Genomic DNA, 18,912 nt, shown 5'->3' on the forward strand with positions numbered 1-18,912 from the left:
GTGGACGCTCCGGCCGGGGAAAAGGTGGCATCCGTGCCCGCCACCGATCAGAGCCCGTAACCGAGGCGGATGCCGAAGGTCCGCGGCCGCATCGTGCCGAAACGGCTGTTCAGAAAGGCTTCGGGATGGATGTAGGTGATCGAATGGTCGTCGAAGAGATTCTCGACATAGAATTGCGCCGACAACTCGCCCTTCTTGAGACCGAGGCTGAGGTTGACGTTGCTATAGGCGTCGGTCTTGCCGAAGGTCGACAGCGGCACGGTCGGGCGTCCCGGTGTGTTCGGGAAGCTGCTGTTATATGCGCCGATATGCTGGGCATTGACCGCGAGCATCGCGTCGATGTCGCTCGCAAGCTTGAAGCTGTACGACATATAGGCCGATCCCTGGATGCGCGGCGCCGACAGGCGATGGCCGAGCACCGCGCCCGAGATCGCGGCCTCGGTCGCGGTGAGCTTGGTGATTTTGGAGTCGTTATAGGCGCCGTTGACGCCGATCGCCCATCCCGTCGCGGGGATCACGCCGATCTCGAACTCGAAGCCCTGGCTGCGCGCCGCGCCAATGTTGGTCGCGAACTGCACCGAGTCCGATACGCGGTTCGCCTGCGCCTGGATGTTGCTCCAGTCGATCAGGTAGAAAGCGGTGTTGATCGACACGCGGCCGCCGAGCCAGCGCCCCTTTGCGCCGACCTCATAGCTTTTGAGACTATCGGACGTCGCGCCGAACGGAATGACGATGTCGTTGGCATCGACAACGCTCGGTCGTCCCGCAAATGCGTTCACGATCGGTGCGCGAAAACCGGTCGAGAAGGTCGCATAGGTCGTGATGCTCTCGCTCGGCTTGAACGTCGCGCTGGCCTTCCACGACGGCTTCGACCCCTTCGCTTTCAAGCCTTCGACCGCAGCGTAGGGCGTCAGCGTGGTGAACGCGACATTCGAAAATCCGCCCAGTGCCACCTGCAGATAGTTCAGGTTGAAGAACCCCGGCGCCGTCGCGAGATAACCCCCCGCCTCGGTAAAGCCCTGCGCCGACGTCTCGCCATAGCGCATGCCGCCCGTAAGCCAGAATTTGTCCGAGAAGCGATAGGTCAGTTCGCCGAAGCCCGCGAGTTCCTCGCTAATCGAGTGGGTATATTGCTTCTGATAATATTTGTCGGGCAACCCCGTATAGTTTCGAGCCGCGAGGAAGGCGGGGTTCGAACGATAGAAATAATCGACGTCGCGGCGACGGTCCAGATAGAAGCCGCCCAGCACGAAGTGGAAGGGGCCATCGAGCGTCGAGGCCAGCCGCGTTTCCTGCACGAACACCTTGTCATAGCCATCGGCGTCCAGCCCGAAGGCGATCGGCGCGCCCGGGAACGAACCCGGCGGAAAGGTGCCGGCCAGATCGACATAAAAGCGCTGGTCGAAATCCGAATAGGTCGACGAACTCGTCAGCTTCGCGAAGTCGAACTCGTAGTCGATCGTCGCATTGGCGATCATCTGCTTGCCCGTGAAGCGGTCGGGCTCGTCCGAAATGCGTTTGTTGCGCCCCAGAGACGGGCTGGTCAGCGAGCTGTCCTTCGGATTGCTATATTCATAGGAGCCGAGCAGTTTGATCGACAACCGGTCGGTCGGCTGCCACTTCAGCGTGACGCGCCCGCCATAATCGACCAGCGTATTCGAATTGTGGACCCCGGTCCCGACGTTGTCGAGATAGCCTTCCTCGTGCCGGTAGAAGCCGACCGCGCGCACCGCGAGGCGGTCGTTGACGAGCGGCACGTTGATCATCGCATTATAGCGCTGACGTACCGAATCCGACCCGGTCAGGCCGAAGTCGACGAGCCCCGATGCATCGAAATCATTGAGGTCGGGGCTTTTCTGCAGGATGCGCATCGCACCCGACAGCGACCCCGATCCGAACAGCGTCCCCTGCGGCCCGCGCAGGAACTCGACGCGCTCGACGTCGAACAAATTGGGATCGACGACGGTCGTGTTGCCGATCGTCGAAACCGGAAGTTCGTCGATATAGATGGCGACCGAGCTTTGCAGGTTGGCGTTATAGCCGTTGGTCGCGATGCCGCGCGCGGTAAAATTGTTGAAGTTGGCGGTCGGCTTGTTGAGTACGACGCCCGGCGTCTCGCGCCCGATGCCTTCGTAACCGACGATGCCCTTCTCGGTCAGCTCTTCCTGCGAAAAGGCCGAGATGCTGAGCGGGACGTCCTGGATGCGCTCTTCACGGCGCGTCGCGGTGACGATGATATCGCTGCCGTGCGGCTCCTCGCTGCGCTGCGTGGTATCGGCGGCCTCCTGTGCGGCGGCGTCCGCCGGCATCGCGACCACCGCGCCCGCGCAAACGGACGCCAACAAAAATGCCCTCATCATGCCTCTCCCATATCGGCCGATCGTGCGTCGGCATGCAGCACAGGTGACAGCAATTTCTGCACGAGTCAACATTCACTCTCACGTGTGTGAATAAGTTTCGGATGACCGTACCGAGCCTCGGCGACCGGCGCTGGCCCAAGAGCGGCAAGCCGAACGAACATTGCGACGCTTTGCGCGGTGAAAGCCAAACTAGGCTTGACGATGCCATCTCAACCAATCAAGTTGAATTACCGGCCTGATCCCGACCGGCGTCATTCGGGATTCGCGGCTTTTGACCGGGAAGCAGCTTGCTCCGCGTAAACAACGGCTAAAGCGCGCGATGCTCAGGCGACAGCGCCAGGCGTCGTGTTCCCCTCAGATGATGAGGTGAGACGATGCACATTACCCCGCCGAGATAGACCCAAATCCTGACGGCGAGCCACTTCCAACGGGGGCGTTCGCCGATATCCCTTCTCTGGCAGCCCGGCTGCCGGCCCCGGCATCGCTTCCCTGCGATCGCCGATCCCTTTCGTGCGCCGCATCGGCGCGCGCCCATTCGACACCCCATTCGACACAAGGATTTCCGCCATGACCGTCCAGACGCTCGAACACAGCAACGCCACCGCGCTTTTCGACATCACGCCGCTTCAGCCGAGCCTCGGTGCGTTGATCAGCGGCATCGACCTTGCGCAGCCGCTCGACCGGCCCACCTATGATGCGCTTCGCGCGACCCTGCTGGAATATCGCGTCATCTTTTTCCGCGACCAGAATCTGACCCGCGAACAGCATATCGCCCTCGGCGCCGCTTTCGGTGACCTGGAGGAGCATCCGGTCTTTTCGCTCCCGGACTATCCCCAGATCCTGCCGCTGATTTCGGAAGAGCTGAAGGAGCGCCTGCCCGGCGGCTATCGCCAGACGAGCGATGGCAACTGGCACGCCGACACCACCTTCCGCGCAGACCCGTCGGCTGCGTCTATCCTGATCCAGCGCGTGTCGCCCTCGCTCGGTGGCGACACCGTGTTCGCCAATGCCGTCGCCGCCTATGAAACCCTCGATGACGAGACCAAGGCAAAGATCGACGGGCTGACCGCGATCCACGACACGCGCACCTTCCTGCAATTCCTCGATACCGACGAAAAGCGCGAGGCCCTGCAAAAGACCTTCCCGCCGGTCGAGCATCCGGTGGTGCGGATCCATCCCGAAACCGGCGAGAAGGTACTCTATGTCAACTCGGTCTTCACGCGCCGGATCGTCGGCCTTCCCGAGGCCGAGAGCGACGCGCTGCTCGCCAGGCTGTTCAATCAGGTGAAGCGCCCCGAATTCCACGTACGCTGGAGCTGGAAGCCCGGCTCTATCGCCTTCTGGGACAATCGCGCGACCCAGCACTACGCCGTCCCTGACTATAGCGAAGCGCGCCATATGGAGCGTGTGACGATCGTCGGCGACCGCCCCGTCGGCCCCAAGGCCTGATCCTGCGAACCGAACAGGGCAAAAGACATGAAACTCCCCCTCGTCGCGCTCCGCACGCTTGTTGCCGGTGCGCTCCTTTCGCTCGCAGCTTGTGGCGGCGCAGGCAGCGGTGCCGACGGCACCACGCTCAAGATCGGCGACCAGCTTCATGCGCTCAAATCCTCGCTCGACGTGGCAGGCGAAGGCACACCCTCCGATTACAAGATCGAGTGGGCCAACTTCGTCGGCGGGCCGCCGATCATCGCGGCGCAGACGGGCGGCTCGCTCGATGTCGGCTGGATGGCCGAGACCCCGCTGATCTTCGCCCAGGCCGCCGGCAGTCCGGTCAAGGTCGTCGCGGTCAGCAAGACCATCGACGGCGGCGGATCGCCCTATGCGCTGGTGGTAAAACCCGACTCCCCGATCCGCAGTATTGCCGACCTCAAGGGCAAGTCGGTGTCCTTCATGAAGGGGACCGTCCTCCACTATTTCGTGGCGCGGCTGCTCGAGGAACAGCGCCTGTCGCTGAAGGACATCAAACAGGTTCAGGCGACCGGTTTCGGCACCGGCCTGCTCGACAAGGGCTCGGCCGACGCGATCACGATCGGTGAGCCCTATCTGACGCAGGCGCTCGATGCCGGAAAAGTGCGCGTTCTCGCGAGCGGGACGCCGCCGAATACGCCCGGCTTCTTCTATCTCGTCGCCTCCGACGCAGCGCTCGCCGATCCGGCGAAGGCCAGGGCGATCGGCGATCTGGTCCAGCGGGCCGCGCGCGCAACGCGCTGGCAGCGCGAGCATCCCGCCGAGGCGGCCCCGGCACTGGCCAAACGCTATAACGTCGACGGCAAGACGGCCGAGAAAATCCTGAAGCGGGCGCCCGCCGCCTATGCCCCGATCAGCGACGCGATTATCGCGGCGCATCAGGACGAGGCCGACCTGTTCTTCCGCGAGGGGCTGATCCGCAAGAAGCTCGACGCGCGGCAGATTTTCGACACGCGCTATGACAGTCTCATCGCGGCGCAGGAAGCGACGAAGGCGGCGGCGAAGTGACCGCGCCCGTTGCCCTTCCCCGCCGCGCCGATCCGGGCCGCCTCGTACAGCCGGTCGTGCGGCAGACGGCCAAGAACCAGGAACGCCTCTCCTTTCTCCGCCGTGCCACCGGGCCTCTGATCCTCGTTGCCGCCTGGGCAATCGCGACCAGCGCCGGGTGGATCGATCCGTCGATCCTCCCCTCGCCCTCAGGCCTCGTTCAGGGGTGGCAACAGCTCTGGACCGAACAGGCGCTCGCGCAGCAAGTCGCGACATCGCTCACCCGCGCGCTCGTCGGCGGCGCGGTAGGGATCATCTTCGGGCTCGTGCTCGGAACGATCGCGGGGCTGTCGAAACTCGGCGAGGAATTGTTCGACGCGCTGCTCCAGATGCTGCGCACCATCCCCTTCCTCGCCCTCGTACCGTTGTTCATCGTCTGGTTCGGGATCGGCGAGGCGCCCAAACTGCTGCTGATCGCGCTTGCGACGATGTTTCCGATGTATCTCAACACTTATGCCGGCGTGCGCAATGTCGACCGCAAGGTGATCGAGGCGATGCGCAGCTTCGGCCTGTCGGGGCGGCGGCTGATCACCGAGGTCGTCCTGCCGCTCGCGCTGCCGCAGATATTCACGGGGCTGCGGTTCGCGCTCGGTGTGTCGGTGCTGGTGCTCATCGCGGCCGAGCAGATCAATACCTCGGCAGGGCTCGGCTATCTGCTCAACAGCGCGCAAATGTATCAGCAGGTCGACGTGATCCTGATCTGCATCGGCATCTACGCCGTTCTCGGCCTTGCTGCCGACCTGATCGTCCGCCGTCTCGAGAAAATCTTCATGCCGTGGCGCGCCAGCGTCGCCGTCCGATAGGAGGCCACCCATGTCCGTCATTTCCTATAATTTCGCTGCGGTGCAGGAGACCCCGGAACCCGATTTCTCGCACCATCCTGTCGCGGTCGAAGTTGCCGGAGTCACGCGCGGCTTCACCGGCAATATCGTACTCGATGCGCTCGATCTGACCATCCGCGCAGGCGAGTTCGTCGCGCTGCTCGGCGCTTCGGGCAGCGGCAAGACGACGCTGCTGCGCATCCTCGCCGGCCTTGACGCGCCCGACGGGGGTGAGGCCTGGGTGCCGGCGGCGCGCACCGTCGTCTTTCAGGAACCGCGGCTCGTCCAGTCGAAGAAGGTGTGGAAGAATGTCGTCATCGGCTTGGGCGGCGCGGCGGCGTCGCGATCGCGCGCCGAGGCAGCGCTGGCCGAGGTCAATCTTGCGCACCGTGCCGATGCATGGCCCGCGACGCTGTCGGGCGGCGAGGCGCAGCGCGCTGCGCTCGCGCGGGCCCTGGTGCGCGAGCCGAAATTGCTGCTCCTCGACGAACCCTTTGCGGCGCTCGACGCGCTGACCCGGCTCAAGATGCAGCGGCTGATCGGCGACCTTTGTCAGGCGCACGGTCCCGCGACCCTGCTGGTGACGCACGATGTCGAGGAAGCGATCCTGCTCGCCGACCGCATCCTCGTGTTGAAGGAGGGACGCATCGCCTTTGACCGCCGCGTTCGCCTGCCGCACCCACGCCGTGCCGGCGGCAGCGAGTTCGGCGCGCTGCGCGATACGCTACTCACCGAACTGGGCGTGCCGCAGGACGAGTGAGCAGCGCGCCGATTACGGGGTCGGGATACCGGCTTCTTCGGGCGGAAGCGGACGGCGCTTTGCGGCCGACACCGCACTGCCGCCCGCTGCAAGCATGATGAGCAGGATCGCCAGCGCCTGCACCGCAGTCAGCCGTTCGCCGAGCAGCACGAATCCGATGACCGCGCCGATCGCTGGCGAAGCACTGAGCAGCAAGCTGAACACATGCGCGGGCAGCCGCCGCATCGCCGCCATCTCGAGCGTGTAAGGTATTGCACTCGATAGCAGCGCAATGCCCAGCCCTGCCGCGAGGATCCACGGCGTGAAGAGCAATGTTCCCGCCGACGCAAAGCCGACCGGCAGTGCGATTGCCGCCCCGATCACGAGGCCCAGCGCGACCGCATCCTGCCCCAGCGCCGCCGACACATGCTTTCCGCAGAGGATATAAAGCGCCCAGCAGACTGCGGCGCCCAGCGCGAACAGCACGCCTACCGGATCGATGGGACTATCCGAATGGATCGGCAGCAACAGTACAAGCCCCGCAGCCGCCACGCCAAGAAAGAGGAAATCGCGGCGCGTCCGCGACCCCATCACCGCGACCGCGAGCGGCCCCAGGACTTCGATCCCGATCGCAATCCCGATCGGAATGCGCGCGATCGCCTGATAAAAGCTGATGTTCATCACGCCCAGCACCGCACCATAGCCGAGAAGCACAGGCAGCAATTCGCGCGGTACCCGGCGCTGCCAAGGCCGGACGACGGCGCACAGGATGGCGGCGGCGATCGCAACGCGCAGCGCGGTAATCCCATAGGCTCCGATCACCGGAAACAGCAGCTTGGAGAGGCCCGCGCCCGAGTTCATCGAGATGAGCGAGCCCCATGCGGCGGCCGCACCGCGCAGCGTATCGTTGGTCCGGGAGAATGTCTGAGCCTGTATCATGTCCGGCGATATAGGCCGGACCTGCCGGGTTTTGCGCTCGAAGAATGCGTCCTTCGTGCGTTTTTTCCTCGCGGACCGGCGATCAGGGGACGATTACACTCGTATCAGCCTTCACCCGGTCGAGCGCGAGCAGCGAACGGAAGCTTTCGACCCGGTCGTTATCGACGAACAACCGGCGGGTCAGCACTTCATAGGCCGGCATGTCGGAGGTGACGATCACCAGCACGAAGCTGATCCCGCCGGTGACATAATAGCATTGCTGGATTTCGGGCGTGTCCAGAAACAGCGCCTTCGCCGCGGCCACGGTCGCGGCATGTTCGTCGGTCAGACGCACCTCGACCACCGACGTGATCGTCAGCGCCAGCGCGGCGGGATCGACGAGCGCCACTTGCCCGCGGATGATTCCGGCCTCCTCCATCGCGGCGATCCGCCGCTGCACCGCCGCCGCCGAAAGGTTCACCGCCTCGGCGATTTGGCGCTGCGGCAGCCCCGCGTCGCGCTGCACGATGCGCAGGATCGCCTTGTCGAAGGAATCGAGCGAACGACGGGAGCTGGTGGCGGGACGCGACATGGCGCGACTATTCGCCGCGTCGGCCGAAGGGATCAAGCGCCCTTCGCATCGGTAGTGCCCGCGATAGCCGCCCAGTCGAGATCGAAGCGCGCGAGATATTTGCGCAACCGGTCGGCATCGTTGGTCGATTTCCTGACTTCGCGCGACGCCGCGAACAAGGTCCGCCCGGCGGCCGACAGGCTGCCGCTGCGGCGACAGACATCGACCACATAAGCGAGTTGTATGCGGTCGAAGGGATCGACGCTTGCCAGCATATCGGCCGCGAGCAGACCATCGAGGATATCGCCGCCCCTCGACCCGCCCGACCAGAGAGAACGGAGCCGCGACGCTTCAAACGCAACCGCATCGCTGTCGATACGGCCGGCGGGGCTCAAGGTCGCCATGCGCGTCACGCTGGCGGCGAGATCGCGGAAATTACCGCGCCATTCGGCGTCAGGACTTTCGGCGAAGCGCAGATAGCGTTCGCGCGCTTCCTTGTTGAAGGTCACGCGCGTTCCTTCGCGCTCGGCAAAACGCTCAAGCTCGAAATCGAGATTGGGGGCAATGTCCTCGCGGCGCTGAGCGAGGCCCGGCAGGCTGAAGGTCCAGAGATTGAGGCGAGCGAAGAGATCCTCACGAAACCGCCCTGCCGCGACCTCGCCCATCAGATCGCGGTTGGTACCGGCGATGAGTTGGAAGTCGCTCGCCGCCTCCTTGTCGGCACCGACCGGCAGGAAGCGCCCATCCTCGATCGCGCGCAGGATCATCGCCTGCTCGTCCAGCCCGAGTTCGCCGATCTCGTCGAGAAACAGCAGCCCCTTGTCGGCGGCACGGAGCAGGCCGGGACGATCCTGAATCGCGCCGGTGAACGCCCCCTTGTGGTGACCGAACAGCGCCGACATCGCGCTGTCGCCCTTCAGCGTCGCGCAGTTCACCTCGACAAAGGCGCCGCCGATCTGGTGGCGCAGCTTTTTGAGCTCATAGATCTTGCGAGCAAGCTGGCTCTTGCCCGCCCCCGTCGGCCCCATCAGCAGGATCGGCGCGCGGCTGCGCACCGCCACCTGCTCGATCTCGTCGATCATCCGGTTGAAGGCGGCGTTGCGCGTTTCGATCCCGCTTTTCAGGAAGCTGGCGCTCTCGGCACTCGCCTCGGCAAAGCGCGTCGCGATGCTGTCGTAGCGCGAGAGGTCGAGGTCGATGGCATTCCACGTCCCCACCGGCTGCGGCGCGCCGCGCTGCGGCTGTGTCTGAAGCAGGCGGCCGGGCAGATAGCGCGCCTCGGTCAGCAGGAAGAGGCAGATCTGCGCGACATGCGTCCCGGTGGTGATGTGGACGAGATAATCCTGCGCATCGGGATCGAACGGAAAGTCGCGCGCGAAGTCGAGCAGCTTCCCGTAGACTTCCTCGAAGTCCCATGCGTCGTCGAAATCGAGGACATGCGGCACGACTTCGGTCTCGGGCGAGACGTCACGGATATCGTCCATGACATATTCGGCGAGGCGACGGTGATAGCTGCCGTGGAGAAGGATGAAGCGGTCGACGCGCAGATCCTCCTGCATGCAGATACTGACCGTCGGGCGCCACTTGTTCCAGCGCGACGGGCCGAATTTCGACGCATCCAGCGTCGAGCCGAGGAATCCTATGACTGTGAGAGGCTTCATGGCGAAGTTTATAAAATTTTATAATCTACGCTACAACAGGATATAATTTTTTCACCGAGGAGAGCCGAGACCCGGACTTCTCGAAGATTTTTTCCGTTTTAAATCATTTATATACTAGAAATCCAGCCGACTGATCGCCAGTTGGCACGCCTCCTGCTTTGCTATGGGTGTCGGGTATCACGTCACCCGGCATGCGGGACGGAGGGGCGACCGGACTCGGCCGGTCGCCCCAAAGGTCCGCGCACGAGATATTCGGGAAGCTCGCCATTGCGGCGCACTTGCCGCAAGGAAGCGAAGGGAGGTCCGCCATGACCCAGACGACCTATGAAGTGATGAATGTCGAGGGCGGACGCCCGGTCAAAATGTGGACGCGCGGCGTCCCCGTCGAGGATATGGCGCGCGCGCAGCTGACCAAGGCGGCGAAAATGCCGTTCGTGTTCAAGCATGTCGCCGCGATGCCCGACGTCCATGTCGGCATCGGCGCCACGGTCGGATCGGTGATCCCGACCAAGGGCGCGGTAATCCCCGCGGCGGTCGGCGTCGACATCGGCTGCGGCATGATGGCGGCGCGCACGACGCTGATGGCGCACGACCTGCCCGACACGCTGGAGGGTATCCGCAGCGCGATCGAGGCAGCGGTTCCGCACGGCCGGTCGGTCGGGCGCGGCCAGCGCGACCATGGTTCGTGGGGCGATCCCCCGCAGGCCATCGTCGATGCCTGGGCGACGCTCGCCGAGCGTTTCGGACGCATCGTCGCCAAACATCCGCGGCTGAAGAACACCAATAACCTGACGCATCTGGGGACGCTCGGAACGGGAAACCATTTCATCGAGCTGTGCCTCGATACCGAGGCGCGGGTGTGGGTAATGCTGCATTCGGGATCGCGCGGGGTCGGCAATGCGATCGGCACCTACTTCATCGAACTGGCGAAGAAGGACATGCGCAAATACTTCATCAACCTGCCCGATGAAGACCTCGCCTATTTCCCGGAAGGGACCGACCATTTCGACGATTATGTCGAGGCGGTGGGCTGGGCGCAGGACTTTGCCGCGCTGAACCGGCGCATGATGATGACGAACGTCATCGCCGCGCTCCGCCTCCAGATCGCCAAGCCCTTCGAGGCCGAAGCCGAAGCTGTGAATTGCCATCACAATTATGTGACGCGCGAGAATCACTTCGGCGAGAATGTGCTCGTTACCCGCAAGGGGGCGGTGCGCGCGGCGAAAGGAACGATGGGGATCATCCCGGGTTCGATGGGCGCGAAATCGTTCATCGTGCGCGGGCTGGGCAACACCGAGTCTTTCGATAGCTGCAGCCATGGCGCGGGCCGCGTCATGAGCCGCACCGCGGCGAAAAAGCTCGTCACCCTCGACGAGCATATCGCCGACACCGCGGGCGTCGAATGCCGCAAGGACGAAGGCGTCATCGACGAAACGCCGAAGGCGTACAAGCCGATCGAGGCGGTGATGGCGGCGCAAGCCGACCTCGTCGAGATCGTCCATACGCTGAAGCAGGTGGTGTGCGTGAAGGGATGACCCCCTTCACGCCGCCATCGGGGGGACAGGATGGACGAGCGGGTCGCAGAATGGCGGCAGGAAGGCCGGATTTTCGTCTGGCGCTATCCGAAACGCAACAAGCACGCGGGCGAATGGCATTTCACCGGTAATCCGGCGGGGTGCCGTTCGATATGCGACCTCATCGACCGGATGGCGGGCGGCAAGGTTTGTCATAGGACGATGCGGCTCGGGCAGGTGACCCCGGCGATCTCCTCGGTTCCCAACTATGGAGAACCCAAGTCGGATCGCTTCACGACGATACGGATCGCCTTCGAGCCTGACGCCGGCGAACTGACGATGGAGGAGGACGGCGAGCGGCTGATCCTGACCTTCGGGAACAAGCGGCTTCGCAGCCTGCTAGCGGCTTTTGCAGAAGTGGAAGTCGGGATCGGCGATTTCGGCATAGCAACGTCCGACGATCGCAAGGAAAAGGGCTGGTGGTTCTGGTGGATGCCTTGGTCCGCCGGACATTATGAACAGTAGTTGGAAAAAGATGAGCATCGCACCCGCCGTTCGGCAAGAAATCGAAACCCGTCTGTCCGCCGTCGAGGCGGATGATGGCGTGCGCCTGCTGCTCGCGATCGAATCGGGGTCGCGCGCGTGGGGATTCCCCTCCCCCGACAGCGATTATGACGTGCGCTTCCTCTATGCCCGGCCGCGCCGCGACTATCTGGCGCTGAGCCCGGTGCGTGATGTGATCGAGCGCCCGATCGTCGACGAGATCGATCTGAACGGCTGGGATATCCATAAGGCGCTCGAACTGATGCTGCGCAACAATTCGGTGCTGTCCGAGTGGATCGAATCGCCGATCCACTATCGCGGCGCCGACCCGGTGATCGCGCGGATGGCCGAACTCATCGATCGCCATTTCGACCCCAACGGCTTTGCGCTGCACTATGCGAAGCTCGGGCGCACGTCGGTAGCGCGCTGGCTGCAGGACGAAAGCAATGTCGCGGTGAAGCGCTATTTCTATGCGCTGCGCCCGGCGCTGGCGATCCGCGTGTTGCGGCTCGATCCGTCACGCCGGCCACCGATGCAATTGCAGCAGTTGATGGTGGAGGCGGCGCTGGCGCCATCGGTCCGCGAAGAAATCGAACGGCTGGTGGCGATGAAGGCGGAAACGCGTGAAGCGGGACCGATTGCACGTGTTCCCGAAATCGACGCGCTGATCGCCGATGAACTGGCGCGTGCGGGCGAGGTGCCGGCGCGTTCATCGAGCGAGGCGTTTGCCGCCGAGGCGAATGACCTGTTTCTGGAATTGGTAGAAGACGAACAATGATCATCATCGACGGATCCGAAGGCGAAGGCGGCGGACAGGTGCTGCGCTATGCGTGTGCGCTGGCGCTGCTGACCGGTCAGCCTTTCAAGATCGAGAATATCCGCGGCGGTCGCGAGAAGCCGGGGCTCATGCGCCAGCATGTGACCGCGATCGAGGCCGCGTGCGTGATCGGGGGCGCCGAATGCAGCGGGCTGGCGGTCGGGTCGAACAGCATATCGTTCCGCCCCGGCCGGATCACGCCCGGCAGCTATCATTTCGCAGTCGGCACCGCGGGCAGCACGGGGCTGGTCCTCCAGACGGTTCTCGTGCCGCTGATGATGGCCGACGCCCCGTCGCATCTGGTGATCGAGGGCGGCACGCACGCGATGGCAGCGCCGCCGTTCGAATTTATCGAGCGCACGCTGCTGCCCGTCATCAACCGGATGGGGCCGACCGTATCGGCGCGGCTGGTCCGCCACGGCTTTTATCCGCGCGGCGGCGGGCGGATCGAGATCGATATCGTGCCGGCGCCGCTGCGTCCTGTCGAGTGCATCGAGCGCGGCGCGGCGGGACCGGTGCAGGCGACCGCGATCGTCGCGGGCGTGCCGTTCGACATTGCGGACCGCGAACTGACGGCGGCACGGAAGGTTCTTGTCGACTGGCCGGCTGAGGCGTTCGCGCCGCGCCAGCTTCCCGCCGATCAGGGACCGGGCAACGCATTGCTGATCGAGGCGCGCTTCGACCATGTGACCGAGGTCATGTCGGCGTTCGGCAAGCTCGGCGTTCCCGCCGAACGTCTGGCGACGACCGCCGCAAAGCGTCTGGCAGGCTATGTGGCGTCGGGCGCCTTTGCCGGCCCCTATCTGCAGGACCAGTTGCTGTTGCCGTTGGCGCTGGCACGCGGTGGCGTCTTTACCGCGGTCAAGATCAGCGAGCATAGCCGGACGGCGATGAGCCTGATCGAGCGGTTCACGGGCACCCGGTTCCGCACGTCGACGAATGGCGACAGCAATCTGGTCGAGGTGATCGCCTAGAGTCTTGACCCTAGTCGTCGCCCTTATGGCCGGTACGGGATCGCATCGGGCGCGACGACACCGACGTCGCGCGCGTAGCGATCCCACGCCGCCGCGAAGGCATCGCGGCGCGCCGGCTCGGCGAGCGACAGGTCGCGCGTTTCGCCGGGGTCGCTTGCGAGGTTGAACAGGCGCCAGACGCCATCGCCGATGTCGGTCAGCTTCCAGTCGCCCTGGCGCCAGGCGCGCGAGCCGAACAGTTCGCCGCCGACGCCGTCCTCCGCGCCATAGACGCGGGCGGCGGGATCGCGCAGCCACGACGCCCACGACCGGCCGGTGACCGGCCGCACCGCCCTGCCCCCCACCTCGGTCGCCCGCACATTGCCGCCGCCAAGCTCGACGAGCGTCGGCGCGATATCGGCGACCGAGAGGAACTGGCGCTCGGCGCTGGCGCGGCGCGGAATGCCCGCGCCGCTGATGAAGGCGACGGTGCGCGTGCCCCCCTCGCTCTGATAGCCCTTGGTCAGCCACGACGGCGCCGTCGCCGCCTGCGCCCAGCCGGCGCCATAGGTGACATAGGACGACGCCGTGCCGCGATTTGCGAAGCTGTTATCGGCATCCTTCAGATAACGGCCGAGCATCTCGGCGCCCGTCGTCTCGGCATCGAGCGCCTCGGCGCCATTGTCGGCGAGGAAGATGATCACCGTATTGTCGAGCTCGCCCGATGCGCGCAGCGCCTCGACCACGCGGCCGACATTCTGGTCAAGCCGGTCGACCATCGCGGCATAGATTTCCATGTTGCGCGCGGCGGTCCGCTGTTGCTCCGCCGTCAGCGAATCCCAGCTGCCGTCGCGATTGCGCGGCGTGTGCGGGGCGGCATCGGCGGACAGGATGCCCAGCTCGCGCTGACGGGCGAGGCGTTGCTGGCGTAGCACCTCGAAACCCGCGTCATAGCGCCCCTTGTACCGCGCGATATCATCGGCATGCGCCTGCAACGGCCAGTGCGGCGCGGTGAAAGCGAGATAGGCGAAGAAGGGCTGGCTCGCCCGCTTCCCCGGCCGCTCGCCAAGGAAGGCGATCAACCGGCTCGCGAAATAGTCGCTCGAATAGAAACCGGCCGGGAGTTTCGTCAGTGCTTTGCCCTGTTCGGTGTAGGTCGCGGTGGTGCCGACGTCGGTGCCGAAATGATTATGCCCGCCCTGAAGCAATGCGAAGCTGCGCTGGAAACCCCGCGCGTGCGGGTCTTGTTCGGGAGTCAGGCCGAGGTGCCATTTGCCCGAGAACAATGTGCGATAGCCACCGTCCGACAGGCGCTCGGCCAGCGTCGCGACATCGCGGCGCAAGTAGCCTTCATAACCGGGCTGGCCCTTCTGGTTGGGACGGATCAGCTCGGCCATCGTGCCGAGCCCGGCAAGGTGATTGTCGGTTCCCGACATCAGCATCGAGCGCGTCGGCGAGCAGGTCGGCGCGGTGTGGAAGCCCGCGAGCCGGATGCCGGCGAGCGCGAGGCGGTCGAGATTGGGAGTGCGGATCTCGCCACCGAAAGCGCCGAGATCCGAATAGCCCAGATCGTCCGCCACGATGACCAGAAAATTCGGGCGGCGCTCCTTCGCCTGCACCGGCGCGGCAACAACGACAAGAGCGAGCAACAGTGACGCGAGGCGTTTCATCCGGATACCCCTGAACAAGGAAGGGCGGCGCGCCGCGGGCGAATGAAACCCGGGCACGCCGCAGTCTGGACCGGCGCAGTCGCAGAAGGGAGGAGAGTCGGTAACGCCGGCCTGTTTCGATCAGGCGGGCTCGTACTGAACCGCCTTTTCCTGTCGCACGGTGCGGCTCTGACGTCCGTCGATCGCGACCGGCACCTCGCCGTGGATCGTCGCGCGGCGCAGCGTGCGGCGCTGGAGCCCGAAGTCGGCGGTTGCGCGGTGCTGGGTGGCCTGATTGTCCCAGATCGCGACGTCACCTTGCTTCCAGCGCCAGCGCACGACATTTTCGGGCTTGGTGATATGCTCCTGCAGCGTCTGGAACAGCCGCGCGCTGTCGACCTGGTTCAGCCCGACGAACTGCTTGACGAAATGGCCGAGGAGCAGGCTGCGCTGACCGCTCACCGGATGGACGCGGACGACTGGATGCTCGGTCTCGTACACGGTCGAGGCAAAGACATTGCGATGCTCCCTGATCCGCTTCGCCGCGCTTTCGGCGTCGGGCGCGGACTGCAGGATCGACGCATAGTCATAGAGATTCGTGTGCGTGGCCCAGAGGGTGTTGACGAGCTGGCGGAGCGCCTCGGGCAGGCCCTCATAGGCGGTTTCGCCATTCGCCCACTGCGTATCGCCGCCGGCTTCGGGAATGGTGATCGCGCGCAGGATCGATGCCTTGGGATAGGCATCGACGAAGGTGACGTCGGTATGCCAGCTCGACGCAGCATAGCCTTCCTTGCTGTCGAGCTCGAGCAGGTAGCGCGAGCCTTCGGCGACCGGCACCGTCGGATGCGCGACCGGATCGCCGAGCAGCGCGGCGAAATCCTCATGCTCGGCGTCGGCCAGATGCTGCTGGTCGCGGAAGAAGAGCACCTTGTGCCGGACCAGCGCGGCCTGGATCGCCTGTACCGTTGCCGCGGGCAGATCGCCCGAAAGCTGAACGCCGTTCACGATGGCGCCGATCGTGCCGGTCACCGGGGTGACGTCGAGGTCGATGCTCTTGTCACGGGCGTTGGCGTAGCTGTTGTGAAGATCCGTCATTGTCAGTCTCCTAAAGGGGTTGGACGGCGGGGGTATCCGGCGGCAGCCCGATCCGGCTGGCGGCGAATTTCGGGAATTTCGGCAGGCATCACAATTTGGTCCTGAGGGTCAGGCCGACGGTTCGCGGTTCACCGATCAGCGCCGTGACGAGGCCGGTCACACCGGGCGACAATGTCTGGAAATAATTCTTGTCGAACAGGTTGCGCGCCCAGACCGACAGGTCGAGCAGGCCATCGTCGGTCCGGAACCCGATACGCGCGTTCGCGATGCTGTAAGCGGGAACGTCGGCATAGGCGCTGTCGCTCGACGAGGTATTGAAGGTCGAGCGATGCGAATAATCGGCGTGAAGATATGCCGACAGGTCGCGGCCACCGAGATTGCCGAGCGGGGCCGAAACGTCGCCGCCGAGCGTGTAGGTGAATTTCGGAACGCCGGGGAGCTGCTTGCCGGTCAGATCCTGGATCGAACCGAGGTTGAGCCGCTCGGGCGCCTGCGGCGCATTCGGATAGTCGCTGTAGGTCGTGTCGGCATAGGCAACCGAGGCATAGAAACTTGCGCGGCTGCTCGGCGCGAAGCTGAGGTCGCCTTCGACACCGCGCGAGCGCACGCCGGGGATGTTCGCGATATACTGGCGGACATTGACCGTGTTCGGCACCTGTTCGGTGATCGCGGTCTGATAGTCGCTGATCTCGGTCCAGTAGCCCGCAACATTCAGCGTGACCTTGCGGTCGAACCACTGCGACTTGATGCCCAGTTCGTAGCTGTCGACCTTTTCGGGCGCGACATTGGGATCGATCCCGGCTGGCAGGTTCGTGAGGTTGAGGCCGCCCGACTTGTTGCCGCGCGAGTAGGTCGCATAGGCAAGCGCGTCATCCGAAAATTGCCACGAGAGCGTCGCAAGCCCGGAAAGGCTGTTGTCGGTGAAGGCCGTCGAATAGCTGACCAGCGGGTTGAACTGGTTGCGGATCGCCAGTGCGGCCGCCGCGGTCGCCGCCGGGAGCGTCGACAGGTCGATACCCGCGACATGATATTGGTTGAACGAGCCGTCCTTCTTCTCGTGCGTGAAGCGGAGGCCCGCCGTCAGCGTCAGCCGGTCGGCGAATTTCCAGTCGAGCTGGCCGAACAGGGCGTAGCTGCGCGTCCGCGGATCGGAGGTCGAATTGGCCTCGAACCCGTTGAGCGCGGCATTGCTGACGGCAGCCGGAACGGTCGGCAGATTCCACAGGCCCGCCGCAGGACCATAGGCCGTGGCGCCATAACCGCGAATAATCTGCCAGAAATAATAGGCGCCGACGACATAGTCGATCGGCCCCTCGGTATCCGAGGCGAGCCGCAATTCCTGGCTGAACTGGCGCTGGCGGTTCGCCTGCTGTGCCTTGGTGATGACCGGTAGTGATGTGGAATCGCCGTCGTTCGCGGGATTCCAGTCCCACCAGCGGTAGGCGGTGATCGAGGTCAGCTTTGCCGGGCCGACGTCCCAGTCGACTTGCCCCGACACGCCATAGCCGTCCATGTTCGACTGATAATGGCCGTCGGCCTCACCCAGCCGGGCGAAAGGGTTGATCGTCGGAAAGGTGTAGCCCGGGAAGCGCGCGGCGCGCTGGGCGAAGTTGTTCGCGATCGTCGCGCCATTGTCATAGGTGCCGAAATAGTTGGCAAAGACGTTGAGGACATGGTTCTGCTTCTGGCGCGAAAAGTCGCCGATGATCCTGACCTCGAGATCGGCGCCCGGCGTGAACAGCAGTTGCCCGCGCACGCTCCAGTTCGAATAATCCTGTGCGCGCTCGTTCTGGGTGGTGTTGTAGAGAAAACCCCGCCGCTCGGTCACCGAGCCGCTGAGGCGCACGGCGAGCAGATTGTCGATCAGGCCGCCCGATGCCGAACCGCGAAGCTGGTAATAGCCATAGTCACCGACGCTCGCCTCGCCCGAAAACTCGGGGTCGAAGCTGGGTCTGCGCGACGTAATGTTGATCGCACCGGAGGTGGTGTTCTTTCCGAACAATGTCCCCTGCGGTCCGCGCAGCACCTCGATCTGTTGCAGGTCGACAAGGTCGAACTGGGTCTGGCCGACACGGCCGTAGTAGACATTGTCGATATAGAAGCCGACGCCGTTCTCGAGCCCGTCGTTGGTCAGCGCGACATTGCTGCCGAGCCCGCGGATGTTGATATTGGTGTTGCGCGGATTGAAGCTGAACACCTGCAGGCTCGGGACAATCTGCTGGATCTGGGTCAGCGTGTAATTGCCGGTCTTTTCGAGCGTTTCGGCACCCACGACCGACAGTGCGATCGGCACGTCCTGTGCGCTTTCATCGCGGCGCCGCGCCGATACGATGATTTCGGAGCCGTCATATTCGGCCGCGGCATCGACCGCCGCCTCGGCAGCGCCGGCATCAGCCGTCGCTGCCTCGGCCGCAAAGGCGGGCGCCGCCGGGACAAGCAGCGCCGCACCGAGCAGGAACTTCAAACGCTGTTCGGGAGAGAATTTTGCGGTCATTACGATATTTCCCCGGGCGGCAGTCCCGCCCCCTTTTTGATGTGATGAATGGTGGCGCGGGGCGCCGCGCCGGATCGGGCGGCCGCCAGCTCCGCCCCCCACAGCGCACGGGCGGCGCTGCGCAGGGACGCAGGATAGCGGGCCAGATCCGACAGGTCGGATTGGGTCAGCAAGGGCATGAATCACCTGTCGCCGGCGCACGCATGCGCCGGACGCAAAGCCGCACGGCGTCCTAACGAAAGGGAGGCGCGGCCACGATG

General features: G+C 64.6%; 15 protein-coding genes. 8 read left to right on the plus strand and 7 right to left on the minus strand.

From position 1 onward, the window contains the following. Positions 1-47: 47 nt before the first annotated feature. The gene (locus ACQY80_RS02195) at positions 48-2,360 is read right to left on the minus strand and encodes a TonB-dependent receptor (RefSeq protein ID WP_428683201.1); all 2,313 of its coding nucleotides are present in this window, start codon (positions 2,358-2,360) and stop codon (positions 48-50) included. 567 nt (positions 2,361-2,927) lie between these two features. Between ACQY80_RS02195 and ACQY80_RS02200 the strand changes: the two genes are divergently transcribed. From ACQY80_RS02200 to ACQY80_RS02215, 4 genes are read left to right on the plus strand one after another with little or no spacing between them, the layout of a single operon-like run. Further along, positions 2,928-3,809 (plus strand): TauD/TfdA dioxygenase family protein, encoded by an 882-nt coding sequence (locus ACQY80_RS02200; RefSeq protein WP_428683203.1) that lies wholly within the window; start codon positions 2,928-2,930, stop codon positions 3,807-3,809. Positions 3,810-3,836: 27 nt separating this feature from the next. Then, complete coding sequence (locus ACQY80_RS02205; protein WP_428683205.1) at positions 3,837-4,838, plus strand: aliphatic sulfonate ABC transporter substrate-binding protein; 1,002 nt, start codon at positions 3,837-3,839, stop codon at positions 4,836-4,838. Further along, positions 4,835-5,680, plus strand: coding sequence for an ABC transporter permease (locus tag ACQY80_RS02210; RefSeq protein WP_428683207.1), 846 nt, complete (start codon positions 4,835-4,837; stop codon positions 5,678-5,680). Before ACQY80_RS02205 ends, ACQY80_RS02210 begins: the two co-directional genes overlap by 4 nt. 10 nt (positions 5,681-5,690) lie before the next feature. After that, positions 5,691-6,458: an ABC transporter ATP-binding protein gene (locus ACQY80_RS02215; protein WP_428683209.1), complete on the plus strand. Its 768-nt coding sequence runs from the start codon at positions 5,691-5,693 to the stop codon at positions 6,456-6,458. A gap of 12 nt (positions 6,459-6,470) precedes the next feature. Here ACQY80_RS02215 and ACQY80_RS02220 read toward each other — a convergent pair whose 3' ends face one another. From ACQY80_RS02220 to rtcR, 3 genes are all read right to left on the minus strand, one after another. Further along, a complete protein-coding gene (locus tag ACQY80_RS02220) occupies positions 6,471-7,376 on the minus strand; it encodes an EamA family transporter (RefSeq protein ID WP_428683211.1) in 906 nt (301 codons plus the stop codon). A gap of 82 nt (positions 7,377-7,458) precedes the next feature. After that, positions 7,459-7,947, minus strand: a complete 489-nt coding sequence (locus ACQY80_RS02225; RefSeq protein WP_428683213.1) for an Lrp/AsnC family transcriptional regulator — start codon at positions 7,945-7,947, stop codon at positions 7,459-7,461. 32 nt (positions 7,948-7,979) lie between these two features. Beyond that, the gene (gene rtcR / locus ACQY80_RS02230) at positions 7,980-9,587 is read right to left on the minus strand and encodes an RNA repair transcriptional activator RtcR (protein WP_428683215.1); all 1,608 of its coding nucleotides are present in this window, start codon (positions 9,585-9,587) and stop codon (positions 7,980-7,982) included. A gap of 308 nt (positions 9,588-9,895) precedes the next feature. On the opposite strand from rtcR, the gene ACQY80_RS02235 reads away from it, so the two are divergent. The 4 genes from ACQY80_RS02235 to rtcA are packed head-to-tail and all read left to right on the plus strand — an operon-like array spanning position 9,896 to position 13,435. After that, entirely contained in the window at positions 9,896-11,122 is a 1,227-nt protein-coding gene (locus ACQY80_RS02235) for an RtcB family protein (RefSeq protein WP_428683217.1), read from the plus strand. A gap of 30 nt (positions 11,123-11,152) precedes the next feature. Beyond that, complete coding sequence (locus ACQY80_RS02240) at positions 11,153-11,626, plus strand: hypothetical protein (RefSeq protein ID WP_428683219.1); 474 nt, start codon at positions 11,153-11,155, stop codon at positions 11,624-11,626. Positions 11,627-11,636: 10 nt separating this feature from the next. Continuing rightward, entirely contained in the window at positions 11,637-12,422 is a 786-nt protein-coding gene (locus ACQY80_RS02245) for a nucleotidyltransferase domain-containing protein (protein ID WP_428683221.1), read from the plus strand. Further along, entirely contained in the window at positions 12,419-13,435 is a 1,017-nt protein-coding gene (gene rtcA, locus ACQY80_RS02250) for an RNA 3'-terminal phosphate cyclase (RefSeq protein ID WP_428683223.1), read from the plus strand. Before ACQY80_RS02245 ends, rtcA begins: the two co-directional genes overlap by 4 nt. A gap of 23 nt (positions 13,436-13,458) precedes the next feature. On the opposite strand, the gene ACQY80_RS02255 is transcribed toward rtcA, so the two are convergent. The 3 genes from ACQY80_RS02255 to ACQY80_RS02265 form a co-directional block, all read right to left on the minus strand. Beyond that, positions 13,459-15,084, minus strand: coding sequence for an arylsulfatase (locus tag ACQY80_RS02255; protein WP_428683224.1), 1,626 nt, complete (start codon positions 15,082-15,084; stop codon positions 13,459-13,461). Positions 15,085-15,204: 120 nt separating this feature from the next. Beyond that, positions 15,205-16,158 carry a TauD/TfdA dioxygenase family protein gene (locus ACQY80_RS02260; RefSeq protein WP_428683226.1) on the minus strand — a complete coding sequence of 318 codons (954 nt, stop codon included), beginning with the start codon at positions 16,156-16,158 and terminating at the stop codon, positions 15,205-15,207. A gap of 88 nt (positions 16,159-16,246) precedes the next feature. Continuing rightward, a complete protein-coding gene (locus ACQY80_RS02265; RefSeq protein WP_428683228.1) occupies positions 16,247-18,652 on the minus strand; it encodes a TonB-dependent receptor in 2,406 nt (801 codons plus the stop codon). Between the last annotated feature and the right edge of the window lie 260 nt (positions 18,653-18,912).

It is taken from the genome of Sphingopyxis sp., from assembly GCF_965279755.1.
In the GTDB taxonomy this organism is placed as follows: domain Bacteria; phylum Pseudomonadota; class Alphaproteobacteria; order Sphingomonadales; family Sphingomonadaceae; genus Sphingopyxis.